Genomic DNA, 26,537 nt, shown 5'->3' with positions numbered 1-26,537 from the left:
CCGTTCAGGCCTGCGGCTGGTCCACCAGCGACAGCAGGGTGCCGATCTCGTCCGTCTCGATCTCGACGATCCACAGATCGCTGTCGAAGCGTCGTTCTCTCTCCAGAAGCGCGGCGCTGTCCGCGCCTTCCGCACCGGCAAGACGCGTTTCGAAACGGCGCTCGGCACGGATTTCCCCGTCATCCGCGAAACTTTGCGGCGCGGGTCCGTAAAGGTTTTCGCGACCGTCACGCAGGCGCTGGCGAATGAAGATCGCACCCGCCTCTTCAGCGCCCTTCTTTTCGACGGCGGCAAACCCGCCGGCGGCGAAGACGCGGCGGATGAGGGCGGAGACGAACATTTCGGATTTGAGGCGCATGGATGTGCTTTCGATTTTACGCTGCCACAGGTGCGCTGTCCATCAAACCTCAAATCGCCCCGATCGACTTCAGCTTCTTCAGCACCACTTCGCTCGGCTCGCCGGTTTCCGGCAGACGATAATGCTTTTCGAAAGCGCGGATGGCGTTGCGGGTCTGCTGGCCGGCCACACCGTCCACCTTCACATCGGCATAGGCGATATTGATCAGCCCCTGCTGGATCTTGGCGATCAGTTCGCGGCTGGCCGGCCTGGCGGTGGCGGCCGCGCTGTTGAGCGAAACCGGTTCGGCCTTGGGCCTCGGCGCCTCCGCCTTGCGGATGGCGGCCGCGACCGGGTCGATCTCGACGCCGCCGCCGGTGTCGGAGGGCCGGTCTTTCGGAATGGCGGCAACGGTGGCGCCATCGATCCTGAGGGCGGCCAGCACCCGGGTCGTCGGCTCGCCGGTCTGTTCCATGCCGAGCGTTTCCTCGAAGAACATGATGGCGGCGGCCGTCTTCGGCCCCATGCGGCCATCCGCCTCGCCTTCATAAAGCCCGCGCTTCTTCAATTCTGCCTGAATATCGGCAACGATCTGCTGCGGTTTCTGGCTTTCGGCGGCCGGCAGCGCGGCGGTCTCGGTTGCCGGCGGCTGCGCCGTTTCCGTCTCGGCAGGGCGCTCTATGCGGAAGGTGGTGACATTGCCATGGGTGCCGAGCGGTTCAGCCGGACGATAACCGGCGATGCCGTTCGGGTTTTCCGCATCCCGCGTGCGCAGGAACGGGGACGGGTGAACGCCCGGCTGATACCAGAGCGCATTGGCGGCGACAAAACCGAAGACGACCGCAAAGGCGCCAGAACCGCCGACCAGTTTCGGACGGCGCAGGATTTCCCGCCCGATGGCCGCAACCACCAAGGAAACAAGCCCGACGCCAATCTGGGCCGTTGTTTTCTTAGGCGATTTTCGCTTTCGCGGGGCCATCGTCACCATCCTTCTTCATCATTGCGGCAATATCGCCGAGCTGCCGGATGCGCGGCGGAAACTCCACCATGCATTCGGTTTCGGCACTTTCGCCAGCCGCCATGCCGGAACCGTCGGCAGGCAGCACGATCGTTACGACTGTCCCCTCGCCGGGCTGGCTGGTGATGGCGAAGGTGCCGCCATGCAACGCCACCAGGCCCTTGACCAGCGACAGTCCGAGACCCGTGCCCTCATAGCGACGGGTATATTCATTCTGAACCTGCATGAAGGGCTGGCCCAGCAGGTCGATCTTGTCGGACGCGATACCGATGCCGGTATCGCTGACCGTCAGCTTCAGCATCCTGCCGTCACGCGCGGCGTCGATCGACACGACACCACCCGTATCGGTGAATTTTATGGCATTGCCGGCCAGATTGATGAGAACCTGCCGGATGGCGCGCTGGTCGGCCGAGATTTCACCGATGCCGCGCTGGATGCGGCTGGTCAATGTCAGGCCTTTTTCCTTCGCCTGCAGGCCGAGCATGGCCTCGCAGGATGCGATGGTTTCGGCGATCGGGAAGCTTTCCATGATCAGCTCGTAACGGCCGGCTTCCAGCTTGCTCATATCCAGCATGGTGTTGACGACGGACAGGAGATGCGCGCCGGACTGCCGGATCAGCCCGACATATTCCCGCTGGCGGTCATTCTCCAGCCGGCCGAAATATTCGCCCGCCAGAATATCGGAAAAACCGAGGACGGCGTTGAGCGGCGTGCGCAGCTCGTGGCTGACGGCGGCAAGGAAACGCGACTTGGCGTCATTGGCCGATTCCGCTTCCGCCGCCTTGCGGGCGACGTCACGGCGCAGGCGCTCCATTTCGGTGATATCGGACAGCTGGGCGACGATGCGGCGCAGGCGACCGGTCGCGCCACGGATGGCAGTCATCTCGATACGGGCGTGCATGAACTGCGCCTGGCGCGATTTCGCACCGGTTTCGAAGCGAAGCTCGGCGCTGGCCGTGTCCTCGCCCTGCCGCAGCAGGTCAAAGGCCTGCATCAGCTCGATACGGTCGGAGACATAGACATATTCGGCAAGGACATGGCCCTTGCTCGCCTGAAGTTCGGCCGGGAACGCCGCGCGGTCACGACCGGAAACCCGTTCGACGACGCCGTTTTCATTGATGGTGAGCACGAGGCCGGGCACCTGCGACGCCGCCACGAGATCATCGTCTCCGGCGCGCTCGGACAAAGACGCCGCACCGCGCACGGGGCGGGAAAAGGCGATCGACAGGGCGGCGGCGGCCAGAAACAGCGCCAGCACCAGGGCGGCGCCGATGGGCAGCGCGATGGCGGGGCTGAAGACGAGGCTGAAGAGGGCGGGCACAACAACAAGGCCGACCGCGCTGAAGGCAATCAGGCGGCGCAGGCGCGCAACGGTTCCGGCGCGCCTTTCGGCGTCCTCCTCCATGCGCGCAAGCCATCTGCCCGCGGCATGGTCGACCAGTGCGACCGCTTTTTCTCTCATATTACGCAATACCAATACCGAATCCCTGAGGCGGATTTAACGGTTCCGACAATAGAAGGCGGCGGCTTAAGGAATGGATAAAAAGAATGGCGTCAAACGGCCTTCAAACGCCCCGCAGTCCCAATACGGGGCATTTACCCGAAGCTTTGCCAATCATGGTTAATGACGGGTAAGCGACGGATTTCGCTTCATTTTTGCCATCGCGTTAACTTTTGTGGCAACACCTGCCGCCGCTTTGCCCCGGAACGCGCGGCCTCTGTCGCAATTATGCTTAACATGGACTGTTAAAATGCGAACGAATTGGCGGCGAGCGTCCCGATACGAGGAGAATAGATACAATTTGAATTAAATTGCGCCGCTTTTTGCAATCGGCTGTTCGCCGGTCGCCTGTAGCTTCTTCACAAGCCCGAAAAACGGGACAAAGGCCGATGACCCGAAACCGGGCGGGGCTTCAAAACAAAGATCATCTGGCAGGGTGTCTGACAATGTGGTTTCTGATCAAAGGAACATTCTGGTTTTCGCTGGTGCTGGTGGCGCTGTCCTATTTCGGCAGCAGCAGCGATCCGGCCAAGGAACCTTCCGCCTTCGATATTCCCAGCGCCTTTTCGGCTGCGGGCGAGGCCTATCGTTATGTCAGCGCCATCTGCACCGAAAAACCCGACGTCTGCGTCAAGGGCGCGGAAACCTTCCATGCGCTCGGTGAGCGGGCGAAGGAAGGCGCCAAGGTCGCCTATGAACTGCTCGACAAGCAGCTTGCCGCCGGCGACAAGACCGCGCCTGCCGCCGAAGTGGCCGCAGAGACCGGAAAAATGGCCGAAGCTCCGGTCGTCAGCGTCGAATTCCCGAAGGATACCGACATGCTGAAGACCGGCACCGTCATTCCCCTGCCGCAGAAGCGCCCTGCCCCCTGATCCCGTCCCGCCGCGCATCTGCGCGCCGCATTCCTTCCTGCCGCCGGTGATATCCGGCTGCCGACTGCCTGCCTGACTTGCCCACGGAAACCTGTTTTCCGTGGGCTTTTTCCTGCGCGTGGTTCAAAACCTCGTGCACTTCCCCTATATCGTAGCAAAGACCATCGAATAACGGACGATACGGCGCGCACATGGCCTCTCTCGAAACAATCCTCGACGATTTCGCTTTCCTCGATGACTGGGAGGACCGCTATCGTTATGTCATCGAACTCGGCAAGGCGCTTCCCGATCTGCCGGAGGACAAGCGCACCGCCGAAAACAAGGTGCAGGGCTGCGCAAGCCAGGTCTGGCTGGTCAGCCACAGCGACGGCGCCGAAGATCCTCTCCTGACCTTCGAAGGCGATTCGGATGCGCATATCGTGCGCGGCCTCGTCGCCATCGTTCTTGCCGTCTATTCCGGCAGGAGGGCATCCGAGATCGCAAATCTGGACGCCATCGAGGTGTTCGACAGGATCGGGCTGGTGGAGCATCTGTCGTCGCAGCGTGCAAACGGCCTGCGCTCCATGATCAAGCGCATCCGCGAGGAAGCCCGGCTGCTCACCGCCTGAGCGCTGATCGCGCCGCCATCGAGGGGCGATAATCCGCATCGCCCCAATGGTGCCCCTTGCCCCCTGCGGGGGTGGCGGGCGGAGCGTAATGGCGGGCAAGCGACAGCAGCGCGGCCCTGAGCAGCAATTTCGCCGAACGCGCCGGCCACAGCCGTTCCCGCTCCACCGTCTCCAGGCCCTTTTCGAAACAGCAGATATCGATGGCGACGCCCGAGAGCTCAGGCCCCATCGCCTCGGCCGCGCGGGAAAACCGCGCCCGGGCCGCCATCGCCGCCTCGGTGAGATCGGGCATGCCTCCCGCCTCACCCTTGGTCCGCTTCGCCATTCGCGGCTCCCACGTCGCCGTGACCCTGGGATTGAGGTGACCGCGATGAAAATCGGCAGCGAGGCGCTCGCCTGCCTCCAGCGCCTCGGCCGGAAAAAACGCCTTGCCATTCCGCTCCTTCAGCCGTGAGAGGCTGATGAGCGGCGCGGTGTTGAGGTTTTGCCGGGCGGATTGCCTGGTTTCATCGACATCCACCACCACCGTCCGCATATCCCGGTGCTGTTCCTGAAAAATCTCCTCGCGATCCTTTGCCATTGCGCGCTTCAGATAGGAGGCAAGCGGCGGCGCCGCGGACAGAATGTTGTCCTGCCGCCGGAGAAGCCCGGCGGAAACGGCAAACCGCACCGTTTCGGCCGGAAACCGCAGCGCATCCTGCCCCGGACGCGTCCGCCGCAGGATGGTCTCGTCACCCTCCTGCGTCACTTCGGCCGCGCCGGTGGCGATGCGACGCAACAGCCGCAGCAGAGCCGCATTTGCGCAGGCGACCGGGGCCTTGTTCAATTCACTCATCCCGAACACCTCTCATGGCGCAAAAGATGCCGCCGGCAAGGCGCTCCAGCGTGGCAACGAACTCATCGAAAGCCGGTTCGTCCCGCCGGTCCTCAACGACCTGGCAGGCATGGCCCACCGTCGTCCTGTCCCTGCCGAAGCAGGGCGCTATATCCGACATGGGCATGCCCAGCTGTACATGGCAGACATACATGGCGATCTGGCGGATATGGCATTCGGTGCGCCGGCTGTCACGGCGCGCCGTCAGGCGATCACCCGTCAACCGCACCATTTCCCCGGTGAGCTGGCAGACCAGACGGCAAAGACGCGGCACCTCCTCCCGTCCGGCCACCGGCCGCCGCTGGCGAAAGGGGCGATCGGCAACCGGCATGCGAGGCCGCGCGGCGGCAGACAGAAGCAATGTATCCGACGGCATATGCAACTCCTCTACGAATAGGAATTAATTCATACACCTGCAAACGGTCGCGGGGAAGCGTAAATTTGGCCTCGCAAATCATGCAATTGATTTGCCTTTATTTTTGGAGAAACCGCGACATCGATAAAGGATTTTTTTCCTCATTCGAAATTATGCGCGGCAATAAAAAAGCCGGTCGACGGACCGGCTGGACTTTTTTCATATAAAACGATGCTACCGCAACAAGGCCTCAATGGGCGAGCGCGTGACGCTTGCCGCCTCTCCTCCCCGCCGGGGAGAACGGCTCGGCAGAAGGCTGAGGGGGAGATCAGCGATCGTCGGAGAGCTGGCCCCTTGATCTGATCTGATCTGATCTGATCTGATCTGGCCTGACCGGCCGCCCTTCCCCGAAGAGAAAGGCGGCCGGGCGGACCGTCTGTAAAAGATCAGCGGCTGGCCTTGCGGCGCTGGCCGAGACCCATTTCCTTGGCGAGCCGCGAACGGGCTTCGGCATAGGCGGGCGCAACCATCGGGTAATCGACCGGCAGGTCCCATTTTTCGCGATATTCTTCCGGTGTCATGCTGTGATGTGTCGTCAGGTGGCGTTTGAGCGACTTGAACGAGCCGCCGCATTCCAAACAGACGATATGGTCGTCCTGAACCGACTTGCGAACCGAGACGGCAGGCTTCTGCTTTTCGACATTGACCGCCACCGATGCCGGTGCCGAGGTGCCGCTGAGTGCCGTGTGAACATCCGAAATAAGGCCGGGAAGGTCTGTTACCGGAACGACGTGGTTGCTAACATAGGCAGCCACAATATCTGCCGTCAGTTCGACCAGCAGATCCTGGGCGTTACCGTATGCAGTTTCCGTCATTTAAGTATCTCCTGTTTATTGATCCCCTGAAGCGGGCGAACGCCGCATCGAGCGATGTGAAGTTACCCGGTGCCCCACCTTCGCCTTGTTGAAACCAACGTGAAATCTACCCCTAGATTTCAAGCGAAAACCGGAAACGTATTAATCCGAGATTCAACTTATGGCCCACGACATGGGCAGCAATGGCCTGACCGACCATAGATTAGACATTAATAAAATGCCTATGCTGACTATGAAGAGGCTAGATGCAAATCGCGTATAGCAACTTTACACTTAATTTGGATAACATCAAAACAGCAAAAGTCAAATTCCTATTGAGAATTTTTTAGTTCAAAACAGTCTAATTCGAATACAAAAAATCACGGGTAATAAAATACTATGCCAAGTAGTAATTGAAAATGAATACCCCCCATTATCAGGGGGAATTCAACTTCAAATTTTCTTCAGGTCATCAACTACCGATTTATCGTGAAGCGGATAACCTGCCTTATGCGCCGCCATAGCCAGAAGATGTGCCGATACCGGCGCCGTCAGAATGAAGAAAAAGAAACCGGCAAGCGCCCGCGCCAGTGTCGACATGTCCAGGGAATGAATGCCCACCGCCAGAAGCAGGAGCCCCGAGCCCACCGTTCCCGCCTTGGAGGCCGCATGCATGCGGGTATAGAGATCGGGCAGGCGATTGAGCCCGATTGCCGCGATCAGTGAAAAGGCGGCTCCCGAGACCGTCAGCGCCGCAACGAGAATGGCAACGAACCAGCCGGTCATCGTCCGCCCTTTCCTTTTCCGCCACGCGGCGAATCTGACGATTTTTTCTCCATCGTTTCCGATGCGCGCCCGCCGTCCAGCACCGCCTTCGACATGCGCCCGCCATCCGGGCCGCGCGACAGCACGAAACGGGCAAAGGCCACCGTTGCCAGAAAACCGACCAGCCCGAGCGCAATGGCGATATCGACATAAAGGTTGAAGCCGGTGCGGATGGCGATGACCGCGATAAAGCCGATGGCGATGCCGACCAGCATGTCGAGCGCGACGATCCGGTCCGGCAGGGTCGGGCCGACGACGACGCGATAGACTGTCAGCAAAAACGCAGCCGACAGAACAACCGAGGCAAATATAGTGGCAAATGAAACAATATGTTCCGGAGTCATTGCTGAAACGCCTCCATGATCTTTCTTTCGAAGCCGTTCCTGATGTCGTTCCTGGCGGCATCGATATCGCTGCAGTCTATCGCGTGGACGTAGAGCGTCTTCCTGTCGGCGGAAACATCGACCGAAAGCGTGCCGGGGGTCAGGGTGATGAGATTGGCAAGCAGGGTGATTTCGAAATCCGTCGTCACCGTCAGCGGATAGGCGAAGATGCCGGGCTTCACGTCGAGCTTCGGCCGCGTCACCAGCACGGCCACCTTCCAGGCGGACAGCGCCAGTTCCTTGAAGAACAACAGCACGAGCGACAGCACCCGCATCAGCCGCAGCCAGTGATTATCGCCGCCGGGAATCTGATGGCGGATGAGACCGAGCGCCAGTGTGGAGACGATGAGACCGAAAACGATATTCGCCGGCGTGACGCTGCCGGTCACGGCAAGCCAGATGGCGAGGAACAGCAATTGCACGATATAAAGGCTCATGGCCTGCCTCCCTCGGAAAAGACAGACTGGATATAGGCCCGGGGATCGCCCAGCCCCGCCGCCGCCTGCTGGCTGAGATTGAGCAGGCTTTCGGGAAACAGGCCGAAAAACACCACCAGCAGGGTCAGCCCGGCCAGCGGCGCGACGGACGGGATCGCCGGAGGTGACGGCGCCTGTGATGGCGGCTGGACCGCCGATGCGGCCGGGCGCCAGAAACACAGAAGGAAGATGCGCCCGAAGGCGATGGTGGCAATGAAGCCGGAGACGAGAATGGCGGCGGCGAGCCACCAGGCGCCGATATCGATCGCCGATTTGACCAGCACGGCCTTCGGCCAGAAGCCGGAAAAGGGCGGCAGGCCGGAGCCTGCGAAAAACAGCGCCAGCGCCAGTGCCGAAAACCACGGGGCCTGCCGGTAAAGGCCGCCGAGCCCGGCAAGGCTGAAGCCGCCGCCGAGGCGGGCGGCATGACCGGCCGCAAGATAAAGCGCCGTCATCAGCACCATGGAATGCAGCGCGTAAAAGATCGCGCCCGACACGCCCGACGGCGTGCCGATGGCGATGCCGGCCATCATGTAGCCGATGCCCGATATGACGATGTAACCGAGCATGCGGCGGATGTCGTTCTGGGCGAGCGCGCCCATCGCGCCCAGCAGCATGGTGAGCGCCGCCGAAATGGCGATGACGATGCTGAGTTCCTCACGCTCGACCGGAAACAGCATGACCATGACGCGCAGCAGCGAATAGATGCCGACCTTGGTGAGCAGGCCGCCGAAAAGGGCGGACACGACGATGCGCGGCGTGTGATAGGAAGCGGGCAGCCAGAAATTGACCGGAAAGGCGGCGGCCTTCATGGCGAAGGCAAGCGCAAAGAGGCTGGCGAGCGTCATCAGCGGTGCGGTTGCGCGCAGCCCGTTCGCCTTCAGCGCAATATCGGCCATGTTGAGCGTGCCGAAGATGGCATAGAGATAACCGACCGTGATCAGGAACAGCGTCGTACCGATGAGGTTCAGTATGGCGTATTTCAGTGCGCCGTCGATCTGCTCACGCCTCGAGCCGAGCACGATGAGGCCGAAGGACGAGATCAGCAGCACCTCGAACCAGACATAGAGGTTGAAGATATCGCCGGTCAGGAAAGCGCCGGTGACACCGGCCATCAGGAGCATCAGGAACGGATAAAAACCGTAGCGCCTGCCGCTGGCGTCGATATCGCCCGCGGCATGGATGGCGCCCGCAAGCGCAACGATGGCGGCGGCAAGCGACAGCAGTGCGCCGGTGAGATCGGCGGTGAATGCGATACCGAAAGGCGGCAGCCAGCGGCCCATGACCATGGTGAAGGGGCCTTGCGTCGCGACCTTCCACAAGAGCGCTGCATCGAGAAGCACGAGCAGGAAGAGCGCGGCGACGGCGACGGCCGCATGGTGGCGGATGGCGTGGCGCATCATCATCAGCACGGCGCCGGCGCCGATGCAGAGCGCAACGGGCAGGATGATCAGCCAGTCGGCAAACGGCACGGGCGCCATGACGAGCGCGGCGGAAAGATCGGTTATTGCGGAGGTGGTGGAAGAAGCCATGTCTGTCTCAGCCTCGCCCGCTCAATAACCGAGCGGCGGCAGCGGCTCGCCTGCGGGTTCTGCGGTGCGCATTTCGTCCGTGTCGTCGGTCTGCAATTCCTGGAAGGCGCGCCAGGTCAGCACCAGAAGGAAACAGAAGAAGGAAAAGGAAATGACGATTGCCGTGAGGATGAGCGCCTGTGGTAGCGGGTTGGCCGCGCCGGTCGGCAGGGCATCCATGCCGGCCGGAATGATCGGCGGCACTTCGCGCGTCAGCCTGCCCGCCGTAAATAGCAGGAGGTTGACGGCATTGCCGAGAATGGCGATTCCGAGCAGCATGCGGATGCTGTGGCGCGACAGCATGAGATAGATCGCCACCGAAAAGAAGATGCCGACGAGAATGGAGAAGACCGCTTCCATCAGTCGCTTTCCCTTTCTTCCAGTGCAAGCGCAATGGAGGTGATGGCGCCGACCACGACGAGATAAACGCCGATATCGAAGGACATGACGGTGGAAAGCGGCACCTCGACGCCGAACAGGCTGGGATAGACCCAGAGCCCGGTCATGAAGGGCACGCCGGCGGCAATCGAAACGAGGCCGGACAGCATCGCCATCAGCAGGCCCGCGCCTGCAATCGCCAGCGGGTGAAACACGATGGCGCGCCGGACCGCCGACACGCCATAAGCGATGCCATAGATCGCCAGCGCCGAGACGGCGATCAGCCCGCCGATGAAACCGCCGCCCGGCTCGTTATGGCCGCGCAGCAACACGAAGACCGAGAAGAGCACCATGAGGCTGGTGATGACGGGCGCGACAGTGCGCAAAATGAGCGTGTTCATGCCCGCGCTCCCTTCTTCTTTATCGTCTTGGCCGGCCCCTTGGCGGCTGCGGCCGGACGGATGCGGATGAGCGCGAGGATGGCGAGGCCGGTGATCATCACCACGGCGATTTCGCCCAGCGTATCCGTGCCGCGGAAATCGACGATGATGACGTTGACCACATTGGCGCCATGGGCGACGACCTTGGAATAGGTGTTGTAGAAGTCCGTCAGGCGGTTGTCGAAGCTCGCTTGCGTCGCCCGCATCAGGAACAGGGCGAAACCGGTTCCGCAGGCAATGGCGATGGTGCTGTCCAGGAGCTTCTGGCCAAGCCCGCGATGATCCGACGGCGACAGGCGCAGCCGCGTCATCACCAGCGTCAGAATGACCACCGACAGGGTTTCGACCATGAATTGCGTGAAGGACAGGTCCGGCGCACCGAAGAGCAGGAAAATCACCGCCACGGCAAAACCCTGAATGCCAAGCGCGATGATGGCGGTAAGCCGGCTTGACGCCGTCAGCACGGCGACGAGGCCCGCCACCGCGATGGCGATGAAGGTCAGTTCGTGGATCTGGACATCGCGCGGCCATGCCGGCATGGAGGGAAGTTCACCGTAGAGAAACAGCGGCACGAGCAGCACCACGGCAATGACGGCAAAGGTGGCGGTGACGTAAAATTCCAGCCGGCCGGGCTGGATGAGCCGGGTGACGTGGAAAGAGGCTTTCACCAGCGCCTCGACGAAGACATCGAACCCCCTGTCCGGCCCGGCCCCCAGCGCCCTGAACGTCCGGTCCATCAGGCTGCGGACCGCCGAGAGACGCGTATAGAGGATGATGCCGAGCGCGACCGTCAGCAGCGACAGGCCGAGCGGCACGCCGATATGGGGAATGAGCGAGATTTCCACCGGGCGCGGCTCGCCGGCAATGGCGCTTGCCATGGGGGTGGAGATGTAGAAATGCGCGATACCGGCAAACAGGGCGATGGTGAGCCCCTTCAGCGCCAAGAGCGCCGGGCCGAGCCATAGCAGCAGCGGACCCTCATGCGCGTGTTTCGGGGTTTTCACCGGCCTGCCGAGGAAGGGTTTCAGCGCCACGGCGAAGGCGACGGCGAACATCAGCCCGTTGCCGAGGATGGCGATGCCGGTGAACAGCACGGCACGCGGATTGCCATGCGCCAGCGCGTAATAGATCTCCTCCTTGGCGAGAAAACCGAAGAAGGGCGGCAGGCCGGCCATGGAAATCGCCGCGGCCAGAGCCGCTGCAAAGGTGATGGGCATGGCCTTGCGCAGGCCGCCGAGCTTCGTGACGTCACGGGTGCCGGCCTCGTGATCGATGATGCCCGCGACCATGAACAGCGCACCCTTGAACAGCGAATGCGCCACCAGATAAAGCACCGCCGCCTCGATGGCCTGGTCCGAGCCGAAGCCCGTCAACATGACCAGAAGGCCGAGCGAGGAGACGGTCGTATAGGCAAGCATCAGCTTGAGATCGGTCTGGCGCACGGCCAGCAGCGCGCCGGTAAGCATGGTCAGCCCGCCGAAGAAGGGCAGCAGGATCTGCCAGGCGGCGGTATCGCCAAGCACCGGGTTGAGGCGCATCAGGAGATAGACGCCGGCCTTCACCATGGTTGCCGAATGCAGATAGGCCGACACCGGCGTCGGCGCCTCCATGGCGTTGGGCAGCCAGAAATGGAAGGGAAACTGCGCCGATTTGGTGAAGGCGCCGCCGAGGACCAGAAGCAGCGCGGCCAGATAAAACGGGCTGTCGCGCAGGATATCGCCGCCGTGCACCAGCATCGACAGTTGCGTCATGCCGCTGATGTCCCAGATGAAGATCAGCCCGGCAAGCAGCAAAAGACCACCGCCGCCGGTCACCACCAGCGCCTGCAGCGCAGCGCGGCGCGAGGCGGCGCGCTCGTGGTCGAACCCGATCAGCAGGAAGGAGGTGATGGAAGTCAGTTCCCAGAAAACGAACAGCATCAGCAGGCTGTCGGACACCACGACGCCCAGCATCGCGCCCATGAACAGAAGCAGGAAGGACAGGAAACGCCCCTGCTGCGGATGCCCCTTCATATAACCGCCGGCATAAAGCACGATCAGCAGGCCGATGCCGGTGATCAAGAGCGCGAAGGTGAGCGACAGGCCATCGATGAACCAGGAGAAGCTGAGGTTGAAGCTCGGCACCCAGGCATAACCGCCCGTCACCACGCCGCCCGCCGCCACATCGGGCAACATCAGGGCAAAATGGACAAAGGCCAGCCCCGGTGCGAGCGCCAGCATCCAGGCGGCGTTGTGGCCGAATCTTTTCACCAGCGCCGGTGCGGCCAGCGCCGCCAGAAACGGCAGAAACAGCGACAGGAATGTCAGCGGCGTGACATCGGGCGTCATTCACATCTCCCGGGGTGTCCCCCACACATCTGCCTGGGGTGTCCCCCACCCCGCGCGCCAGTGACTGGCGTTCTCTTTTTCAAATCGAATTTTCAGTTAAGGCATAGGCAACGCCATCTCAACCCAAATCGACTCCCGATCGGCAGCATAACGAACTCGTTATGAGATGTGTCCTCTTTCAATCCGCAACGGCGATGATTATCTGAGGCAGGAACAGAAAGGATCATTCCATGAGCGATCTGACATCCCCCAAAGTCAACAAGACCGATGCCGAATGGCGCGAGCAGCTGACCCCGGAGCAATACCGCATCCTGCGCGAGCACGGCACCGAGCGCGCCTTTACCGGGCCTTACTGGAACGCGTTCGAAAAGGGCCTCTATCGCTGTGCGGCCTGCGACGAGCCGCTGTTCCTCTCCGACACGAAATTCGATGCGGGTTGCGGCTGGCCGAGCTACTTCGAGCCGGTGAAGCCGGGGGCGGTGACGGAACATCGCGATGCGAGCTACGGCATGGTGCGCACCGAAATCCGCTGTGCCAATTGCGGCGGCCATCTCGGCCACGTCTTCCCGGACGGGCCGAAGCCCACCGGCCTGCGTTATTGCATCAACGGCCATTCGATGGTGTTCGAGCCGGTTTGAGGAAAGATGCGGTGAAAGGCCGGCTGCCCCTGCCGGCCTTCATCGCTGAAATGGCCGTCTCGACAGCCGGACCGGAGAGTGAGATCATCACCGTCTCACTTCTTCCGGATCATCGTCATGACGCTCGAAACCATCCTCATTTTCATCCCCGCCTGCTTTGCCCTGAACATGGCCTTCGGGCCGAACAATCTTCTGTCGATGACGGTGGGAGCGCGCTACGGCATGGCGACGGCGGTGATGGCGGCAAGCGGCAGGCTGGTTGCTTTTGCGGGTATGATCGCGATTGCAGCACTCGGGCTTGGCGCACTTTTGATGGCGTCCGAGATGATGTTCTCACTGATCAAATGGATCGGTGTTGTTTATCTGCTGTGGATCGGCTTCAAGCTCATCCGCTCGAAGGCTGAGGTTGAAGCCCCTGACGTAGCCTCGGCCAACGGCAATATTCTCAAAACCTATCTGCGGCAGGAGTTTTTCGTCGCCTCCGGCAATCCCAAGGCTATTTTGATCTTCACGGCCTTTTTCCCGCAATTCATCCAGCAGGACGCCTATTGGCAGAGTTTCGCCACGCTTGGGGCGATTTTCCTTCTGCTCGAGGTGGTGGCGATTGCCGTTTATGCCTTTGTCGGCTCACGACTGTCCGGTCTCATGCGCAATGCGCGAGCCTTGAAGCGCGTCAACCGGATCAGCGGCTCGATGATGATGGCCTTCGGCGTCATGCTTGCCTTCGCCCGGCGTCCGGCCTGAAGGAAATCCGGCCATCCTGCTAGCCTAATTTAAGCTCCATACACGTCAAATCCAGCCAGCGGCCGAACTTGGTGCCGACTTCCGAAAACCGGCCGACGACCCTGAAACCGAGACTTTCATGCAGGCGGATGGAGGCGGTGTTTTCCGCCTCGATGGCGGCGATCAGCACATGCACGTCGTTGCCCGAGGCATGATCGATCAGCGCCTGCATCAGCTTTTTGCCGATGCCGTGGCCGCGCGCATCCTTATGCACATAGACCGAATGTTCGCGGGTGTGGCGATAACCGTCGAAAGCGCGCCAGTCGCCGTAGGAAGCATAGCCTGCGACCTTGCCGTCGAGAATGGCGGCGATGACCGGAAAGCCGCGTGACGTGCGGGCGGCGAACCATTCCTTGCGGTTTTCCAGATCGACCAGCACGTCGTTCCAGATCGCCGTCGTGTTCACCACCGCATCATTGTAAATCTCCATGATGCCGGAGAGATCGTCCACGGTCGCCTCGCGCAGTTGCACGCTCATCGTCGTTCACCCTTTTTCCTGCTTGCAGCGGCGGTATTTTCAGCCGCCATCCGCACGAGGATTAGGCGATGATGCGAATGGCTGTCCAGTACTCATACGCCATCGGCACACATTCTTCAGGATGCCAGCGGCACGAGGCTGAACGCCGTGACCACGGCGAAATAATGCACGGCGGCGGCGGCGACGACGAAAGCGTGCCAGATGGCATTCTGGAACCGCAGCTTTTCCCAGACATGGAAGATCACGCCGAGCGAATAGATGATGCCGCCGGCGACGATCAGCCAGAGCGTGACGGGCGCAAGATGCGACGACAAAGGCTCGACCACCATGATGCCGCTCCAGCCCATGGCGAGATAAAGGCCGATGGCCACCCGGTCGTATCGGCCGGGAAACAGGCATTTGAGGAGGATGCCGCAAAGCGCGGCGAGCCAGATCAGCCCCAGCATGGTGGCGATCAGCGGATCGTTTATGCCGCGCATCAGGAAGGGGGTATAGGTGGCGGCGATGAGGATGAAGATCGCCGAATGGTCCAGCCGGCGCAGGAACCATTTCACCCGCGAGTGCGGCCAAATATTGTAGGTGAAGGACACGGACAGACAGGCGACGAGACCGAGACCGTAAATCCAGGCCGCGGCGATCGCGCTGAGACTGCCCCAGACGGTGGCGTAAAAAATCAGCGCCGTGGCGCCGACCAGCGCAAAAACGATGCCGACGCCATGGACGATGCCATCGGCGACGATCTCGTGAAAATCATACTGGCGCCCGAACCGCCACAAATCACTCATAGTCCAATCCTGTCCGCGTGCTTTCCCAAAGCATGGAGACAATATTAGACAGGAACAAGACAGCGGCCGGTTAACGGCGATCAAATTGCGTTCGAGACTGTCGCGAAAGGAGAGGTCCACTGCTTCCCTCATTCCTGTTCCCCGGAACAAGCCCGAGGATGTCACAGGGACAAGGGTGGAAAAGGGCGGGCACGACGTGTCTCCACGACGCCATTTCACAACGCCGCAGCACATTCCTGGCAAAACGGCGTATAGGGCACCGCCTTCAGCCTGTCCTCCGAAATCCGCTTGCCGCATTTGACACAGGTGCCGAAGGTGCCCTTGGCGACACGGCCGAGAGCTGCGTCGATGGCGCGCAGCTCATCCTGGCCCACCTGCCCCAGCTCGTCCAGCACCTCGTCGTTGCTGCGTTCGGTGGCGCGATCGTCGTCATCGGGATTGCGAGGCTGTTCGAAATCGGCCTCGATCCGGTGCAGGCGGCGATAAAGCTCGCGCTGGCGGTCACGCAGGATCTTCTCGTAACGTTCGACATTCATGGTTTTTCCTCCAGCCGGCACGGGCGGAAAACCCGCCCGCGACCCTAAAACGTCAGGCTTTCATCGATCCACCAGCACCGAGCATTTGGCGTGGCGCACCACGCGGTCGGCGGTGGCGCCGATGAAATAATTGCTGAAGTCCGGCGTGTGCGACGCGATGATGATGAGGTCGGCCTTGTGTTCCTCGGCCGCGGCGATGATCTCGCGCGCCGGCGCGCCGCTTCTGATTTCCTGGCTGCCGTTAAAGCCGCTCTTTGCCTTCAACTCCGCAAGTTTCGCCTTGGCGTCCTTGATGGCGTTTTCGATGAGATCGACGGGCAGGTCGATCGCCATGTAGCCGGGCAGTTCCTCAACCACATTGATGAGGACGATCTCGCCATCGGCATCCAGAAGCGCCCTCGCCCTTGCGAGGATCTTTTCGCCCTTGTCGGTGGCGCTGAGGTCTACCGGTACGATGATCTTCTTGTACATGGCTGTCTCCTTTGCTGTGATCCGCCGTTTCTCGTGTCGGGCTCGGGCTGATATTCCTCCGCCCCGCCGTCTCTCGCCTTGATCGAAGTCAAAGCCGGAGCGGCAGCCAAACTGGCATTGTCAACGAATAATGGACAGTCAATCGCCAGACGGTGATCTTTGCTGAACGACAAACCCGGCCCATATTCACCCTCGACAAACGCCGCGAAGCGGCGTCAGCCGACAAAGGTCGGCGACCGATCCGCCGTCTGGCGCGTCGGATTCAATATGGAGATGATGATGAGTGAAATCAAACAATTCGCCCTGACGCGACCGGCCTATGTCGGCCAGGCTCATCTCGTCGTTCGCGATCTGCCGCGCGTTTCGGATTTCTACCGGAAGATCATCGGTCTTTCGGTCCTTGAAAAAAACCCGAGCGGCGAGGTTCTCGGCGTGAACGGCCAGCCGCTGCTGACGCTTTCCACTTCCGACACGGCGGAACGCGCGCCGCGCAATGCCGCCGGCCTGTTCCACACCGCCTTCCTGATGCCGAGCCGCGATGATCTGGCGCACTGGCTGGCGCATGCCGCCCACAATAATATCGAGCTTCAGGGCGCGTCCGATCATCTGGTCAGCGAAGCGATCTACCTTTCGGACCCGGAAGGCAACGGCATCGAGGTCTATCGCGACCGGCAGCCATCGGAATGGCGCTACCAGCCGGACGGCACGGTGGAGATGGCGACCATCGGCCTCAATCTTCAGGCGCTTTACGACAGCGCCCCGAAAGCGGCCTTCACGGCGGCGGCGGAGGGAACGGCCATCGGCCATATCCATCTGCAGGTCGGCAATATTCCGCAGGCGGATGAATTTTATCAGGATGTGCTGGGGCTCAAGATCATGGCGCGTTATCCGGGCGCAAGCTTCTTCGGGTCGGGCGCCTATCACCACCATGTGGCCGCCAATATCTGGAACAGCCGGGGTGCCGCCGCCCGCAAGGACAATATGACCGGGCTTTCCGGCTATTCGCTGAAGTTCAACGAGCCCGCAGCGCTCGACAAGGCGGTCGCCGCGCTCGACCGGCTGGAAATCGCCACGCAGCGGCAGGCCGACGGCATTGTCCTGAAGGACCCGTGGGGCATCGGGCTAAAGCTTTCGGCATAAACGCAAAAAGGGGCGGCAGAAATTTGCGCCGCCCCGGAACCGCCATATTTTTCGAACGTTTGTCCCCTTATTGGGGGACCGTTCGATGAATGAAAATGCCAGACCGGACAAGACCGGCACCGTGAACCAGACTGGCGCCGGCCACGCAGCCGTTCCGGCATCCAGAGGCGACCCGCTGGAGCCGCCCGCGTCCGGCTCGCACCGCGACGACGCGCGCAGCCAGCAGCCGCTTGGCCGCGAAGCCCTGGATGTGGTCGTCGCCTGGTCGGTGATCGGCATCTTCCTCATCATGCTGATGGCGGTCATCCACGAATTGTCGCTCATCCTCATTCCCGTGGTGATGGCGATCGTTGTTGGCATGATCCTTGGCATCGCCGCCGAAAAACTCGGCTCCTACGGCATTCCCGGCTTCGGCGTCGCGCTCATTCTGTCTAGCCTGGTGGCGGCGGTGATGTTTTTCGTCATCAATTCGCTCACCGAGCCGCTTTCGCTGCTGGCTTCGGAAGGCCCGGCGCTGGTGGAACGCAGCATCGACCGCTTCCTGCCCTATCTGCAAAGTCTCCGATGGCTGAATATTTCGGCGGCGAGTTTCAGCATGGGATCGATGTCGATGGAATCGCTGATTTCGCGCAGCGGCGAGATCATCTCCGTTCTCGGCTCCAACATCACCCCCGCCGTCATTCAGGGGCTGATCTTTCTCGCCGCGCTGCTGATGTTCCTCTATAGCCGCTTGAGGCTGCGCAAGGCGATCATCATGGCCTTCCCGGCCCGCCACCAGCGGCTCAGAACCATCCGCATCATCGGTTCGGTGGAAGAGGTGCTCGGCACCTATTTCGCCACCGCGGCGCTGATCTATGCCGGGCTTGGCGTGACGATGGTGGTCATCGCCTATTTCGGCGGGCTGGCCATGCCGCTCCTGTGGGGGCTGTTCGCCTTCCTCTCCAGCTTCGTGCCGTTTCTCGGCATCACCGCCATGACGATTGCGCTGACGGTGGCGGGCATCATCACCCATGACAACATCATTCTGGCGCTCCTGCCGGCGGCGATCTTCTTCACCATTCACCTGCTAATGGAAAATCTCGCCTTCCCGGCGGTGGTGGGCCGCAACATGGAGATCAACCCCTTCCTCGTCTTCGTGATGATCATCTTCTGGACCTGGATGTGGGGGGCGGCCGGCGCCATGCTGGCCCTGCCGCTGTCGCTGATCGCCATGACGGTGACACGCGAACTGTTTCCGTCGCGCCGGGTGATGCCCAAACTGCCGGATTAAACACCGGCTTTCCGGGTGGGGTTTACCCCCCTCTGCCCTGCCGGGCATCTCCCCCTCAAGGGGGGAGATCGGCAAGAGGCGCTACCGCCACTTCATTCGTAAACGTTGATATGGGTGAGACCCAACCACGAGTCGATCTCCCCCCTTGAGGGGGAGATGCCCGGCAGGGCAGAGGGGGGTAAACCCCACGCACCCACCATCAACGGACAACCTCCTGAAACCAGCCCCCCGGCCGCTCAGCAAGCGAGCGGCAGTCCCTGCACCTTCCCCTGCGCGCTCGCCATCCGGCGCTCGTGCTCGATCAGCCATTTCTTGCGCCACAGGCCGCCGCCATAACCGGTGAGGCTGCCATCCGCGCCCAGCACCCGGTGGCAGGGAACGACGATGGCGATCTGGTTGGCGCCATTGGCACGCGCCACCGCACGCACGGCCGACGGTCTTTCCATGGAGGTGGCGAGCGCGGAATAGCTGACGATCTTACCGGCCGGAATGTCCCGCAGGTTGCGCCAGACATCGCGCTCGAAGGGCGTGCCGTGGCCGGCAAGCCGGGTTGCGAATATGGCCGAGCTGCCGGCGAAATAGGCGGCAAGTTCCGCTGCGATCTGGCCGGTCACCGCCGTTCTGCCCAGCACCATGTCCGCGCCGGTACGGGCCTTCAGGCGCTTCAGCTCGGCGGCAAGCGCCGGCCGGTCGGCAAATTCGAGAAGATGCAGGGCGTGATCGTCGGCGACGGCGAGCATCGGGCCGATCGGCGTATCGATCCAGTCGCCCTTGAGAAATCCCCTGCCCTTCATGGCGGCGGGCGAGGCGCCGAAGAACTGGTTGATGGCGGCGCGGAAGCCGCTGCCGGATTCATAACCGGCATCGATCTGCGCACCGATCACCGCATCGCCGGAAGCGATGCTTTCCGCAGCGCCGCCTACCCGCCGCAATCTGGCGATTTCCAGAAAGCTCATGCCGAAACGGCGCTTGAACGTGCGGCGCACGGTGGATGGATCATGGCCGAGCGCCACCACATCCTCCTCACGCCAGCGGCGCGCCGGCTCGTTTTCCAGCGCTGTCAGAAGCGAAGAGACGGTTTCGTCGGCGGTGCCGTAGGACAACATCGGCTTGCAGCGCTTGCACGGGCGGAAACCCGCCTCCAGGCATTCGGCGATGGTTTCGCGGAACCGGCAGTTTTCGATCTTCGGTTTTCGCGCCGTGCAGGTGAAGCGGCAGAATATCCTGGTCGAGGTCACGCAGACATAGGCCACGCCTTCATAGGCGGGGTCCTTGTTCACAAGGGCGGAATAGAGGGTTTCGGTGTCGGGGCGTTTGAACAGCATCATGAAAGAATGCTAGCGCAATTTTCCGGCCCGCGCCGCCGAAAAACGGGCGTGGATGTGGCTCATTTCCCTCATTCCTGTGCTCGTCACAGGAATGAGGAAAGCTTCCCCGTCAATTCCCCGGCGGCGCGAAGGACGGGTCGTCCAGCCGTGCGAAAATCACGCCGCGCGCCTTCAGCGCCAGAAGGCCCTTCACCACACCCTCGCCCGCCTCATGGGTGGGCTGGTTGATGTGGGAGATGATGACATCGCCATCCTTCGCCGCAGCGATGTGTTTTGCCGTCGTGGCCGCTCCCAGAAGCGAGCCGCCGTCGCCGTTGACGGAATAACCGGCCACCCGCATGCCCAGCCGGTTTATGGTGGCCATGGAGGAATTCGTATATTTGGCCGTTGCACCCCGGAACCATTGCGGCTGGAGGCCGGTGGCGGCGACGATCGCCTGACGGCCGCCTTCCACCTCCTGCTCGACCGCCGCCTCAGAACCGGCGGCGGCGATGCCATAGATGGAAACCGGCCTGTCCACCGCCGGCACATGGTTTTCGCCGTGGTTTTCGATCTCGAACAGATCCGGATGCGCCAGAAGCACGGCGAGCGCCTCGCCATTGTGCTTCAGCCAGCGGGCGGTGACGAAGATCGTCGCAGGGATGCGCTCACGCACCAGCGTATCGAGGATGCGGTGATCGGTCTTTCCCATGCAGGCATCGAGCGTCATCGCCACCCGCACCTTGCCGTCACGCTGCGGCGTCATCTTCAGCGTCGGCTCGACAAGGCCATTGCCCGCAAGCGCGGCCGACGCGGCAGAGGCAAACAGGGCGGCAAGGAGGAAGCGACGCATCATTTTGATTTTCCGCAGGGTGGCAGAGTTTAATCCCGTGGCAATCCGCCCGCAAAGCGCCCGAATTATGGCGCGGTCTCCAGCGCGGAGAGCGCCTCCAGCGCCTCTTCCACCCGCTGGCGTTCCGCACTGGTGAGCGGCAGGATCGGCCGGGGCGGTTCGCTGACCGTCAGCGACAGGATATTGGCGGCGGCATACACAACCCGGATGCTGCCGAATTCCTTAAACAGCGCCCAGAGCGGCTGGAAGACCGTATCGATCCGTTTGACCTCCTCCGCATTGCCGGCCTGAGCCGCCCGCATCAGCCGCAGGGCCGGAACCGGCAGCAGGCCGGCAACCACGCTGTACCAGGTGTCGCCGCCGGCAAGCGTGGCGTCGGCGCAGCCCCAGTCGCCGCTGTAACCGATGGCGACATCATCCGACAGCTTGGGGCGCAGCCGTGCAAGCTCACCGGCATAATCGGCATCGGCCGGCAGCGGCATCTTGATGGCGCGGATATTGGGGATATAGGCAAGCCGCACCAGAAGCTCGTCGCTGAAGGTGAAGCGGGTGGTCGTGGGATTGTTGTAGATGGCGAGCGGCAAGGCCGTTGCGCCCGCCACGGCGGCGAAATGGTGATAGGCCTCTTCCTGCGTCAAAGGCGTGTAGGAGACGGGCGCGAGCAGCAGCGCATCGGCGCCGGCCGCTTCCGCATCCTTGGCCAGCGCCACGGCGTCATCGGTGCGCAATGCGCCGACGCCTGCCATCAGTATGCGCTTGCCCCTGAGGATCGCCGCTGCTGCCTCGACGGCGCGACGCCGCTCTTCGCGCGTGAGATACATGTAGATGCCGGTACTGCCGAGAATGCCGACGGAATCGACCGCCGCCGCATTCAGCCGCGCGATCAGGGCGGAAAAGGCCTCGACATCGATCCGCCCGGCCTCATCGGCCGGCGTGATCGGAAAAGCCGAAAGTCCCTTGAATCGCGCCGCCATGTCCGTCTCCCTCGCTGTGATCGGCAAGCAGGGTTACAGAGCCGCCGGCCAAGCGGCAAGAAAAGCGGAGGCTAAACCGCGTCCGGACACCGAAAATTTCGGCGCTCAGTCATAAAGATACAACTTCTTCCACTGCTCCTCGGGAATCCTGTCGCCGACGCGGTAATCGAAGGACTGGATGCTGAGGCTGTCGCTCTTCAGCTGGCACTTGTATTTGAGCTTGTACCATTCGCCGGCGCTTCGAAAGACCGCGCCCGGCGCCTTGATGGAGTTCTTGCCCACCTCGGGATCGCCGAAAGTATAGGCGATGACCTTGTCCGGCCGCATGCCCTTCTGCTCCGTCGCTATCCTTTCCATCGCCTCGATGTCGCAGCGCTGTTCCAGACGCTCTTCGGGGGCAAGCGCGTTCAGCTGCCGCATGACGCTGGCATCGATCGCGAAAGCGGGGGTGAAGGCCTGCAAGCCGAGGAAAAAGGCTAAAAGGGCAGCGGGAAGAAACTTTCGCATGGGATCCTGTCAGTTTTTTCGTTTGTTCTTGGTGATTGCGGCAGGCCGGGCGGCCTGAGCGCATCATCGCCGATTTGCCGGATATTGCCAAAATGTGATCGAAAGCTGACGAAATTGTGCCCGAGCTGCATTCCGCCTGTGGAGATTTGAAACTTGATCGGCCGCAAGGCCCGCTCTACATCTTGGTGCGCATATCGATTTTCATACGAAAGCGAGTTTCCCTTGCCGATTTTCAAGAATCTCCCCGCTGCCCCGACCGCCGAAAAACGGCCCGTTCAGGACACGCATCACGGCATTACCCGCACCGACGATTACGCATGGTTCCGGGCCGACAACTGGCAGGCCATGTTCAAGGACACCTCCATTCTCGACCACGCCATCCGCGCCCATCTGGAGGCGGAAAACGCCTATATGGAAGCAGCGATGGGCGATACCAAGGCGCTTCAGGAAAAGCTGTTCGAGGAAATGAAGGGCCGCATCAAGCAGGATGATTCCTCCGTTCCGGTCCGGGATGGGCCTTATGCCTATGGCACATTGTTCGTGACCGGCGGCGAGCAGCCACATTATTTCCGCACGCCGCGCGACGGCGGCGAAAAGCAGGTGCTGCTGAACGGCGACAGGGAAGCCGAGGGCAAGGATTATTTCCGCCTGTCCGGCCTCGACCAGTCTTCCGATCACAGTCACGGCATCTGGGGTTATGACGACAAGGGTTCGGAATATTTCACCCTGCGCATCCGCGACCTTGAGACCGGCGAGGACCTTGCCGATATCGTCGAAAATACCGGCGGCGGCGGGGCCTGGGCGCCGGATGGCAAAAGCTTCTTCTATACGCTGCAGGATGAGAACCACCGCCCCTCGAAAGTCTTCCATCATATCATCGGCGAGCCGCAATCGGCCGACCGGCTGGTCTATGAGGAAAAGGACCCCGGTTTCTTCATGGGCGTCGGTGCGTCGGTGCTCGACGATTTCATCTTCATCGACATTCACGACCATGAGACCAGCGAATATCGCATTCTCTCCACCAGCGACCTGACGGCCGAGCCGAAGGTGGTGGCGGAACGCGAAGAGGGCATCGAATATTCGATGTGCGAAGGCGGCGATGTCTTCTTCATCCTCACCAATGACGGTGACGCCAAGGATTTCCGCATCGTGGAAGCGCCGGTCTCAGCACCGGGCAAGGAAAACTGGAAAGAAGTCGTGCCGCATGAGCCGGGCCGTCTCATCCTCTCCGTCGATGCCTATGCCCGCCATCTGATCTGGCTGGAACGCCGCGACGGCCTGCCGCGCATCGTCATCCGTGACCGCCGCAGCGGCGACGAACATTCCATCGCCTTTGCCGAAGAGGCCTATTCGCTCGGCCTGCACGGCGCGGCGGAATATGACACCGACGTCATCCGCTTTTCCTACTCCTCGATGACGACGCCGAGCCAGCTGTTCGATTACGACATGGTGACGCGCGAGCGCACGCTGCTGAAAACGCAGGAAGTACCGTCCGGCCACAATCCGGATGACTACATCACCCGCCGCATCATGGCGCCTGCCCATGACGGCGAGCTGGTGCCGGTCTCGCTGCTCTATCGCAAGGACGTGGCGCTCGATGGCTCAGCCCCCTGCCTGCTTTATGGTTATGGCGCTTACGGCATCACCATCCCCGCCTCCTTCTCCACCACCACCCTGTCGCTCGCCGGCCGTGGTTTCATCTATGCCATCGCCCATATTCGCGGCGGCAAGGACAAGGGTTTCGAATGGTACGAAACCGGCAAGATGGAGCACAAGCAGAACACGTTCAAGGATTTCATCGCCGCTGCCGATCATCTGGTTCAGGAAGGCTTCACCTCCTATAAGGGCATCATCGCCGAAGGCGGCTCGGCCGGCGGCATGTTGATGGGGGCCGTCGCCAATATGGCGCCGGAGAAATTCGCCGGCATCATCGCCGCCGTTCCCTTCGTGGACGTGCTGACCACCATGCTGGACGACACTTTGCCGCTCACCCCACCGGAATGGCCGGAATGGGGCAATCCGGTGGAATCGGCGGAGGAATATCAGTGGATCGCCGCCTACAGCCCCTATGACAATGTCGGTGCGAAGCCTTACCCGCCGATTCTGGCGCTATCAGGCCTCACCGACCCGCGGGTGACCTATTGGGAACCGACCAAATGGGTGGCGAAGCTGCGTGAGAAGACGACGGGAGAAGCGCCCATCCTGCTGAAAACCAACATGGCGGCCGGCCATGGCGGCAAGTCCGGCCGTTTCCAGCGGCTGGAAGAAATCGCCTTCGAATATGCCTTCGCGCTGAAGGTGGCCGGCAGGGACACCGTTTGACATTCTGATCGCGGCACGGGCGGCAATAGCGCTGCCGCCCGTGCCGAAACAGTATAAAAATACCATCAAAAAACCTCTTTACGAATATTTTTTCCACAAAATCGCAACCCCGCTTCTTCTTTAAGCACCTCTTTTCAACTACACGGATTTTTGTTTCCAGTTACTGAATTACAAAGTATATTCATGTAAAATTCAAATACATTAAAAGCATTACGCCAGATCGGAAAATGTTCCTGGAATCGAACGCATGGCTGCGATGCGCCATTTCGCGTTGCAATATCACCTTTTGGCCGTATTATGCCGGTCGTTGACATATTCATGCGCCTTTTCGTCGCACTTCCCGCGGCAATCCTGCAGCACGTCCTGCGGATAATCTTTATGCCGTCCTTTTTCGGCTTTCCATGCGCCATGTCAGTTCGCCCTTGGCAATCCGGGCTTTGCAGTGCTCCCGCTTTGCCAAATGATAACACTGCATCAGACTTGGGGGTCTTACACCATGAAGAAACTCCTGGCCTCGACCATTCTCGTAACGGGCTTTACCATCGCTGCCGGTGCAGCATCTTCCGCCAATGCCGCCGATGGCTGCGGCAGCATCTCCATCGCCGAAATGAACTGGGCATCCGCGGGTGTCGCGGCTTATGTCGACAAGTTCATCATGGAAAACGGCTATGACTGCACGGTCAATGTCGTCAGCGGCGACACCATGCCGACCTTCGCCTCCATGAACGAAAAGGGCCAGCCGGACATGGCGCCCGAATTGTGGGTGAACGCCGTGCGCGAGCCGCTCGACGCCGCCGTCAAGGACGGCCGCATGATCGAAGCTTCCAAAATTCTTTCCGAAGGCGGTATCGAAGGCTGGTGGATCCCGAAATTCATCGCCGATGAACATCCCGACATCAAGACCGTCGAGGATGCCCTGAAACATCCCGAACTTTTCCCTGCCCCGGAGGACGCCAGCAAGGGCGCCGTGCACAATTGCCCCTCCGGCTGGAACTGCCAGGTGACGACGACCAATCTCTACAAGGCGCGCGAAGGCGACAAGAAGGGCTTCACGCTGGTCGATACCGGCTCCGCCGCCGGCCTCGACGGCTCGATCGCCAATGCCTTCGAAAAGAAGCAGGGCTGGCTCGGCTATTACTGGTCGCCCACCGCCATTCTCGGCAAATACGAGATGGTGAAGCTGGATGACGGCGTCGAACTCGACCGCGCCCATTTCGACGACTGCACGGCCAAGGTGGATTGCGCCAATCCCAAGGTCAACGCCTATCCGGTCGCCGATGTCTTTACCGTCATCACCAAGGACTTCGAAAGCAAGGCCGGGGTGACGCTGGACTACATCAAGGCCCGCAACTGGAACAACAAGGTGGTCGCCGAAATCCTCGCCTGGATGGATGAAAACCAGGGCACCAATGAGGACGGCGCGGAATATTTCCTCGAGAACCACGAGGACATCTGGACGAAGTGGGTTCCGGCCGAGGTGGCGGAGAAGATCAAGGCTTCGATGTGATTGGCTGATGGGGGAGCCGGCGCAAGCCGCTTACCCCCCTCTGCCCTGCCGGGCATCTCCCCCTCAAGGGGGGAGATCGGCAGGGCGCGCTTTCACCGCTTCATCCTCAACCATCGAGATGGGCGAGACCTTGCCGCAGATCGATCT

The 26,537-nt window shown here is 61.4% G+C and carries 30 protein-coding genes; 8 read left to right on the top strand and 22 right to left on the bottom strand.

All coding sequences use genetic code 11. The annotated features are described in order from the left end of the window. Positions 1-4: 4 nt before the first annotated feature. The 3 genes from ACI2KA_RS08530 to ACI2KA_RS08520 are packed head-to-tail and all read right to left on the bottom strand — an operon-like array spanning position 5 to position 2,817. Entirely contained in the window at positions 5-358 is a 354-nt protein-coding gene (locus tag ACI2KA_RS08530) for a DUF1491 family protein (protein WP_404501045.1), read from the bottom strand. A gap of 49 nt (positions 359-407) precedes the next feature. Further along, the gene (locus ACI2KA_RS08525) at positions 408-1,316 is read right to left on the bottom strand and encodes a peptidoglycan-binding protein (RefSeq protein ID WP_404501043.1); all 909 of its coding nucleotides are present in this window, start codon (positions 1,314-1,316) and stop codon (positions 408-410) included. Further along, positions 1,288-2,817, bottom strand: coding sequence for a sensor histidine kinase (locus ACI2KA_RS08520; protein ID WP_404501041.1), 1,530 nt, complete (start codon positions 2,815-2,817; stop codon positions 1,288-1,290). The genes ACI2KA_RS08525 and ACI2KA_RS08520 overlap by 29 nt, the downstream gene beginning before the upstream one ends. A gap of 485 nt (positions 2,818-3,302) precedes the next feature. Here ACI2KA_RS08520 and ACI2KA_RS08515 point away from each other — a divergent pair, with 485 nt between their 5' ends. Together ACI2KA_RS08515 and ACI2KA_RS08510 are read left to right on the top strand one after the other, a co-directional pair. Next, a complete protein-coding gene (locus tag ACI2KA_RS08515; RefSeq protein ID WP_404501039.1) occupies positions 3,303-3,728 on the top strand; it encodes a DUF5330 domain-containing protein in 426 nt (141 codons plus the stop codon). Between the two features lie 191 nt (positions 3,729-3,919). Beyond that, complete coding sequence (locus ACI2KA_RS08510) at positions 3,920-4,336, top strand: SufE family protein (protein WP_404501037.1); 417 nt, start codon at positions 3,920-3,922, stop codon at positions 4,334-4,336. Here ACI2KA_RS08510 and ACI2KA_RS08505 read toward each other — a convergent pair. The 10 genes from ACI2KA_RS08505 to ACI2KA_RS08460 all read right to left on the bottom strand — a co-directional run bounded on the left by ACI2KA_RS08505 (position 4,326) and on the right by ACI2KA_RS08460 (position 12,819). After that, positions 4,326-5,171: a DUF6456 domain-containing protein gene (locus ACI2KA_RS08505; RefSeq protein WP_404501035.1), complete on the bottom strand. Its 846-nt coding sequence runs from the start codon at positions 5,169-5,171 to the stop codon at positions 4,326-4,328. The two genes, ACI2KA_RS08510 and ACI2KA_RS08505, sit on opposite strands and share 11 nt — an antisense overlap. Further along, the gene (locus ACI2KA_RS08500; RefSeq protein ID WP_404501033.1) at positions 5,164-5,586 is read right to left on the bottom strand and encodes a helix-turn-helix domain-containing protein; all 423 of its coding nucleotides are present in this window, start codon (positions 5,584-5,586) and stop codon (positions 5,164-5,166) included. The genes ACI2KA_RS08505 and ACI2KA_RS08500 overlap by 8 nt, the downstream gene beginning before the upstream one ends. A gap of 425 nt (positions 5,587-6,011) precedes the next feature. Continuing rightward, entirely contained in the window at positions 6,012-6,440 is a 429-nt protein-coding gene (gene ros, locus ACI2KA_RS08495) for a MucR family transcriptional regulator Ros (RefSeq protein ID WP_003497181.1), read from the bottom strand. Positions 6,441-6,872: 432 nt separating this feature from the next. Beyond that, entirely contained in the window at positions 6,873-7,205 is a 333-nt protein-coding gene (mnhG, locus tag ACI2KA_RS08490; protein ID WP_404501031.1) for a monovalent cation/H(+) antiporter subunit G, read from the bottom strand. Beyond that, positions 7,202-7,588 carry a cation:proton antiporter gene (locus ACI2KA_RS08485; protein ID WP_404501029.1) on the bottom strand — a complete coding sequence of 129 codons (387 nt, stop codon included), beginning with the start codon at positions 7,586-7,588 and terminating at the stop codon, positions 7,202-7,204. Before ACI2KA_RS08485 ends, mnhG begins: the two co-directional genes overlap by 4 nt. Further along, a complete protein-coding gene (locus tag ACI2KA_RS08480; RefSeq protein WP_404501026.1) occupies positions 7,585-8,064 on the bottom strand; it encodes a Na+/H+ antiporter subunit E in 480 nt (159 codons plus the stop codon). The genes ACI2KA_RS08485 and ACI2KA_RS08480 overlap by 4 nt, the downstream gene beginning before the upstream one ends. Beyond that, positions 8,061-9,635 (bottom strand): Na+/H+ antiporter subunit D, encoded by a 1,575-nt coding sequence (locus tag ACI2KA_RS08475; RefSeq protein WP_404501024.1) that lies wholly within the window; start codon positions 9,633-9,635, stop codon positions 8,061-8,063. The genes ACI2KA_RS08480 and ACI2KA_RS08475 overlap by 4 nt, the downstream gene beginning before the upstream one ends. A gap of 21 nt (positions 9,636-9,656) precedes the next feature. Beyond that, positions 9,657-10,034 carry a Na+/H+ antiporter subunit C gene (locus ACI2KA_RS08470; RefSeq protein ID WP_404501022.1) on the bottom strand — a complete coding sequence of 126 codons (378 nt, stop codon included), beginning with the start codon at positions 10,032-10,034 and terminating at the stop codon, positions 9,657-9,659. After that, a complete protein-coding gene (locus tag ACI2KA_RS08465; protein WP_404501020.1) occupies positions 10,034-10,453 on the bottom strand; it encodes a Na+/H+ antiporter subunit B in 420 nt (139 codons plus the stop codon). The genes ACI2KA_RS08470 and ACI2KA_RS08465 overlap by 1 nt, the downstream gene beginning before the upstream one ends. After that, positions 10,450-12,819: a putative monovalent cation/H+ antiporter subunit A gene (locus tag ACI2KA_RS08460; protein WP_404501018.1), complete on the bottom strand. Its 2,370-nt coding sequence runs from the start codon at positions 12,817-12,819 to the stop codon at positions 10,450-10,452. Before ACI2KA_RS08460 ends, ACI2KA_RS08465 begins: the two co-directional genes overlap by 4 nt. 230 nt (positions 12,820-13,049) lie before the next feature. Between ACI2KA_RS08460 and msrB the strand changes: the two genes are divergently transcribed. Both msrB and ACI2KA_RS08450 read left to right on the top strand, forming a co-directional pair. Then, positions 13,050-13,457 (top strand): peptide-methionine (R)-S-oxide reductase MsrB, encoded by a 408-nt coding sequence (gene msrB, locus ACI2KA_RS08455; protein WP_404501016.1) that lies wholly within the window; start codon positions 13,050-13,052, stop codon positions 13,455-13,457. A 117-nt stretch (positions 13,458-13,574) separates the two neighbouring features. Next, positions 13,575-14,201 (top strand): LysE family translocator, encoded by a 627-nt coding sequence (locus tag ACI2KA_RS08450; RefSeq protein WP_404501014.1) that lies wholly within the window; start codon positions 13,575-13,577, stop codon positions 14,199-14,201. Between the two features lie 19 nt (positions 14,202-14,220). Here the strand turns inward: ACI2KA_RS08450 and ACI2KA_RS08445 are convergent, their stop codons facing one another. The 4 genes from ACI2KA_RS08445 to ACI2KA_RS08430 all read right to left on the bottom strand — a co-directional run bounded on the left by ACI2KA_RS08445 (position 14,221) and on the right by ACI2KA_RS08430 (position 16,510). Next, positions 14,221-14,718, bottom strand: coding sequence for a GNAT family N-acetyltransferase (locus tag ACI2KA_RS08445; RefSeq protein WP_404501012.1), 498 nt, complete (start codon positions 14,716-14,718; stop codon positions 14,221-14,223). Positions 14,719-14,834: 116 nt separating this feature from the next. Next, positions 14,835-15,503 (bottom strand): hemolysin III family protein, encoded by a 669-nt coding sequence (locus ACI2KA_RS08440; protein WP_404501010.1) that lies wholly within the window; start codon positions 15,501-15,503, stop codon positions 14,835-14,837. 215 nt (positions 15,504-15,718) lie between these two features. Continuing rightward, positions 15,719-16,039, bottom strand: a complete 321-nt coding sequence (locus ACI2KA_RS08435) for a TraR/DksA family transcriptional regulator (RefSeq protein WP_404501008.1) — start codon at positions 16,037-16,039, stop codon at positions 15,719-15,721. A gap of 60 nt (positions 16,040-16,099) precedes the next feature. Then, positions 16,100-16,510, bottom strand: a complete 411-nt coding sequence (locus ACI2KA_RS08430; RefSeq protein ID WP_404501006.1) for a universal stress protein — start codon at positions 16,508-16,510, stop codon at positions 16,100-16,102. A 279-nt stretch (positions 16,511-16,789) separates the two neighbouring features. Between ACI2KA_RS08430 and ACI2KA_RS08425 the strand changes: the two genes are divergently transcribed. Next, positions 16,790-17,650, top strand: coding sequence for a VOC family protein (locus ACI2KA_RS08425; protein WP_404501004.1), 861 nt, complete (start codon positions 16,790-16,792; stop codon positions 17,648-17,650). An 85-nt stretch (positions 17,651-17,735) separates the two neighbouring features. Continuing rightward, positions 17,736-18,920, top strand: coding sequence for an AI-2E family transporter (locus tag ACI2KA_RS08420; RefSeq protein ID WP_404501002.1), 1,185 nt, complete (start codon positions 17,736-17,738; stop codon positions 18,918-18,920). A gap of 236 nt (positions 18,921-19,156) precedes the next feature. On the opposite strand, the gene ACI2KA_RS08415 is transcribed toward ACI2KA_RS08420, so the two are convergent. From ACI2KA_RS08415 to ACI2KA_RS08395, 5 genes are all read right to left on the bottom strand, one after another. After that, positions 19,157-20,248 (bottom strand): bifunctional transcriptional activator/DNA repair enzyme AdaA, encoded by a 1,092-nt coding sequence (locus ACI2KA_RS08415; protein ID WP_404501000.1) that lies wholly within the window; start codon positions 20,246-20,248, stop codon positions 19,157-19,159. A 109-nt stretch (positions 20,249-20,357) separates the two neighbouring features. Continuing rightward, on the bottom strand, positions 20,358-21,083 hold the full coding sequence (locus ACI2KA_RS08410) for a polysaccharide deacetylase family protein (protein ID WP_404500999.1): 726 nt from the start codon (positions 21,081-21,083) through the stop codon (positions 20,358-20,360). Positions 21,084-21,145: 62 nt separating this feature from the next. Continuing rightward, positions 21,146-22,054, bottom strand: coding sequence for a dihydrodipicolinate synthase family protein (locus tag ACI2KA_RS08405; protein WP_404500997.1), 909 nt, complete (start codon positions 22,052-22,054; stop codon positions 21,146-21,148). 105 nt (positions 22,055-22,159) lie between these two features. Beyond that, a complete protein-coding gene (locus tag ACI2KA_RS08400; protein ID WP_404500995.1) occupies positions 22,160-22,561 on the bottom strand; it encodes a DUF930 domain-containing protein in 402 nt (133 codons plus the stop codon). Beyond that, the gene (locus tag ACI2KA_RS08395) at positions 22,531-22,797 is read right to left on the bottom strand and encodes a hypothetical protein (protein ID WP_404500993.1); all 267 of its coding nucleotides are present in this window, start codon (positions 22,795-22,797) and stop codon (positions 22,531-22,533) included. Before ACI2KA_RS08395 ends, ACI2KA_RS08400 begins: the two co-directional genes overlap by 31 nt. Here ACI2KA_RS08395 and ACI2KA_RS08390 point away from each other — a divergent pair. Together ACI2KA_RS08390 and ACI2KA_RS08385 are read left to right on the top strand one after the other, a co-directional pair. After that, positions 22,784-24,883: a S9 family peptidase gene (locus tag ACI2KA_RS08390; protein ID WP_404500991.1), complete on the top strand. Its 2,100-nt coding sequence runs from the start codon at positions 22,784-22,786 to the stop codon at positions 24,881-24,883. The two genes, ACI2KA_RS08395 and ACI2KA_RS08390, sit on opposite strands and share 14 nt — an antisense overlap. A gap of 496 nt (positions 24,884-25,379) precedes the next feature. Continuing rightward, on the top strand, positions 25,380-26,390 hold the full coding sequence (locus tag ACI2KA_RS08385; RefSeq protein ID WP_404500989.1) for an ABC transporter substrate-binding protein: 1,011 nt from the start codon (positions 25,380-25,382) through the stop codon (positions 26,388-26,390). Positions 26,391-26,537: the final 147 nt, after the last annotated feature.

Source organism: Agrobacterium sp. NPDC089420 (assembly GCF_044900305.1).
In the GTDB taxonomy this organism is placed as follows: Bacteria; Pseudomonadota; Alphaproteobacteria; order Rhizobiales; family Rhizobiaceae; genus Agrobacterium.
Note: the sequence above shows the minus strand (reverse complement) of the source record. Positions and strands in the feature narration are given on the sequence as shown.

Bases quoted from the DNA above. Each gene is read 5' to 3' on its own strand.
- ACI2KA_RS08420 (WP_404501002.1), top strand. From the start codon at position 17,736: ATGAATGAAAATGCCAGACCGGACAAGACCGGCACCGTGAACCAGACT.
- ACI2KA_RS08530 (WP_404501045.1), bottom strand. From the start codon at position 358: ATGCGCCTCAAATCCGAAATGTTCGTCTCCGCCCTCATCCGCCGCGTC.
- ACI2KA_RS08505 (WP_404501035.1), bottom strand. From the start codon at position 5,171: ATGAGTGAATTGAACAAGGCCCCGGTCGCCTGCGCAAATGCGGCTCTG.
- ACI2KA_RS08510 (WP_404501037.1), top strand. From the start codon at position 3,920: ATGGCCTCTCTCGAAACAATCCTCGACGATTTCGCTTTCCTCGATGAC.
- ACI2KA_RS08470 (WP_404501022.1), bottom strand. From the start codon at position 10,034: ATGGAAGCGGTCTTCTCCATTCTCGTCGGCATCTTCTTTTCGGTGGCG.
- ACI2KA_RS08425 (WP_404501004.1), top strand. From the start codon at position 16,790: ATGAGTGAAATCAAACAATTCGCCCTGACGCGACCGGCCTATGTCGGC.
- ACI2KA_RS08430 (WP_404501006.1), bottom strand. From the start codon at position 16,510: ATGTACAAGAAGATCATCGTACCGGTAGACCTCAGCGCCACCGACAAG.
- mnhG (WP_404501031.1), bottom strand. From the start codon at position 7,205: ATGACCGGCTGGTTCGTTGCCATTCTCGTTGCGGCGCTGACGGTCTCG.
- ACI2KA_RS08405 (WP_404500997.1), bottom strand. From the start codon at position 22,054: ATGGCGGCGCGATTCAAGGGACTTTCGGCTTTTCCGATCACGCCGGCC.
- ACI2KA_RS08460 (WP_404501018.1), bottom strand. From the start codon at position 12,819: ATGACGCCCGATGTCACGCCGCTGACATTCCTGTCGCTGTTTCTGCCG.
- ACI2KA_RS08400 (WP_404500995.1), bottom strand. From the start codon at position 22,561: ATGCGAAAGTTTCTTCCCGCTGCCCTTTTAGCCTTTTTCCTCGGCTTG.
- ACI2KA_RS08500 (WP_404501033.1), bottom strand. From the start codon at position 5,586: ATGCCGTCGGATACATTGCTTCTGTCTGCCGCCGCGCGGCCTCGCATG.
- ros (WP_003497181.1), bottom strand. From the start codon at position 6,440: ATGACGGAAACTGCATACGGTAACGCCCAGGATCTGCTGGTCGAACTG.
- ACI2KA_RS08385 (WP_404500989.1), top strand. From the start codon at position 25,380: ATGAAGAAACTCCTGGCCTCGACCATTCTCGTAACGGGCTTTACCATC.
- ACI2KA_RS08410 (WP_404500999.1), bottom strand. From the start codon at position 21,083: ATGATGCGTCGCTTCCTCCTTGCCGCCCTGTTTGCCTCTGCCGCGTCG.
- ACI2KA_RS08415 (WP_404501000.1), bottom strand. From the start codon at position 20,248: ATGATGCTGTTCAAACGCCCCGACACCGAAACCCTCTATTCCGCCCTT.
- ACI2KA_RS08520 (WP_404501041.1), bottom strand. From the start codon at position 2,817: ATGAGAGAAAAAGCGGTCGCACTGGTCGACCATGCCGCGGGCAGATGG.
- ACI2KA_RS08445 (WP_404501012.1), bottom strand. From the start codon at position 14,718: ATGAGCGTGCAACTGCGCGAGGCGACCGTGGACGATCTCTCCGGCATC.
- ACI2KA_RS08465 (WP_404501020.1), bottom strand. From the start codon at position 10,453: ATGAACACGCTCATTTTGCGCACTGTCGCGCCCGTCATCACCAGCCTC.
- ACI2KA_RS08515 (WP_404501039.1), top strand. From the start codon at position 3,303: ATGTGGTTTCTGATCAAAGGAACATTCTGGTTTTCGCTGGTGCTGGTG.
- ACI2KA_RS08525 (WP_404501043.1), bottom strand. From the start codon at position 1,316: ATGGCCCCGCGAAAGCGAAAATCGCCTAAGAAAACAACGGCCCAGATT.
- ACI2KA_RS08480 (WP_404501026.1), bottom strand. From the start codon at position 8,064: ATGAGCCTTTATATCGTGCAATTGCTGTTCCTCGCCATCTGGCTTGCC.
- ACI2KA_RS08435 (WP_404501008.1), bottom strand. From the start codon at position 16,039: ATGAATGTCGAACGTTACGAGAAGATCCTGCGTGACCGCCAGCGCGAG.
- ACI2KA_RS08450 (WP_404501014.1), top strand. From the start codon at position 13,575: ATGACGCTCGAAACCATCCTCATTTTCATCCCCGCCTGCTTTGCCCTG.
- ACI2KA_RS08440 (WP_404501010.1), bottom strand. From the start codon at position 15,503: ATGAGTGATTTGTGGCGGTTCGGGCGCCAGTATGATTTTCACGAGATC.
- msrB (WP_404501016.1), top strand. From the start codon at position 13,050: ATGAGCGATCTGACATCCCCCAAAGTCAACAAGACCGATGCCGAATGG.
- ACI2KA_RS08485 (WP_404501029.1), bottom strand. From the start codon at position 7,588: ATGACTCCGGAACATATTGTTTCATTTGCCACTATATTTGCCTCGGTT.
- ACI2KA_RS08475 (WP_404501024.1), bottom strand. From the start codon at position 9,635: ATGGCTTCTTCCACCACCTCCGCAATAACCGATCTTTCCGCCGCGCTC.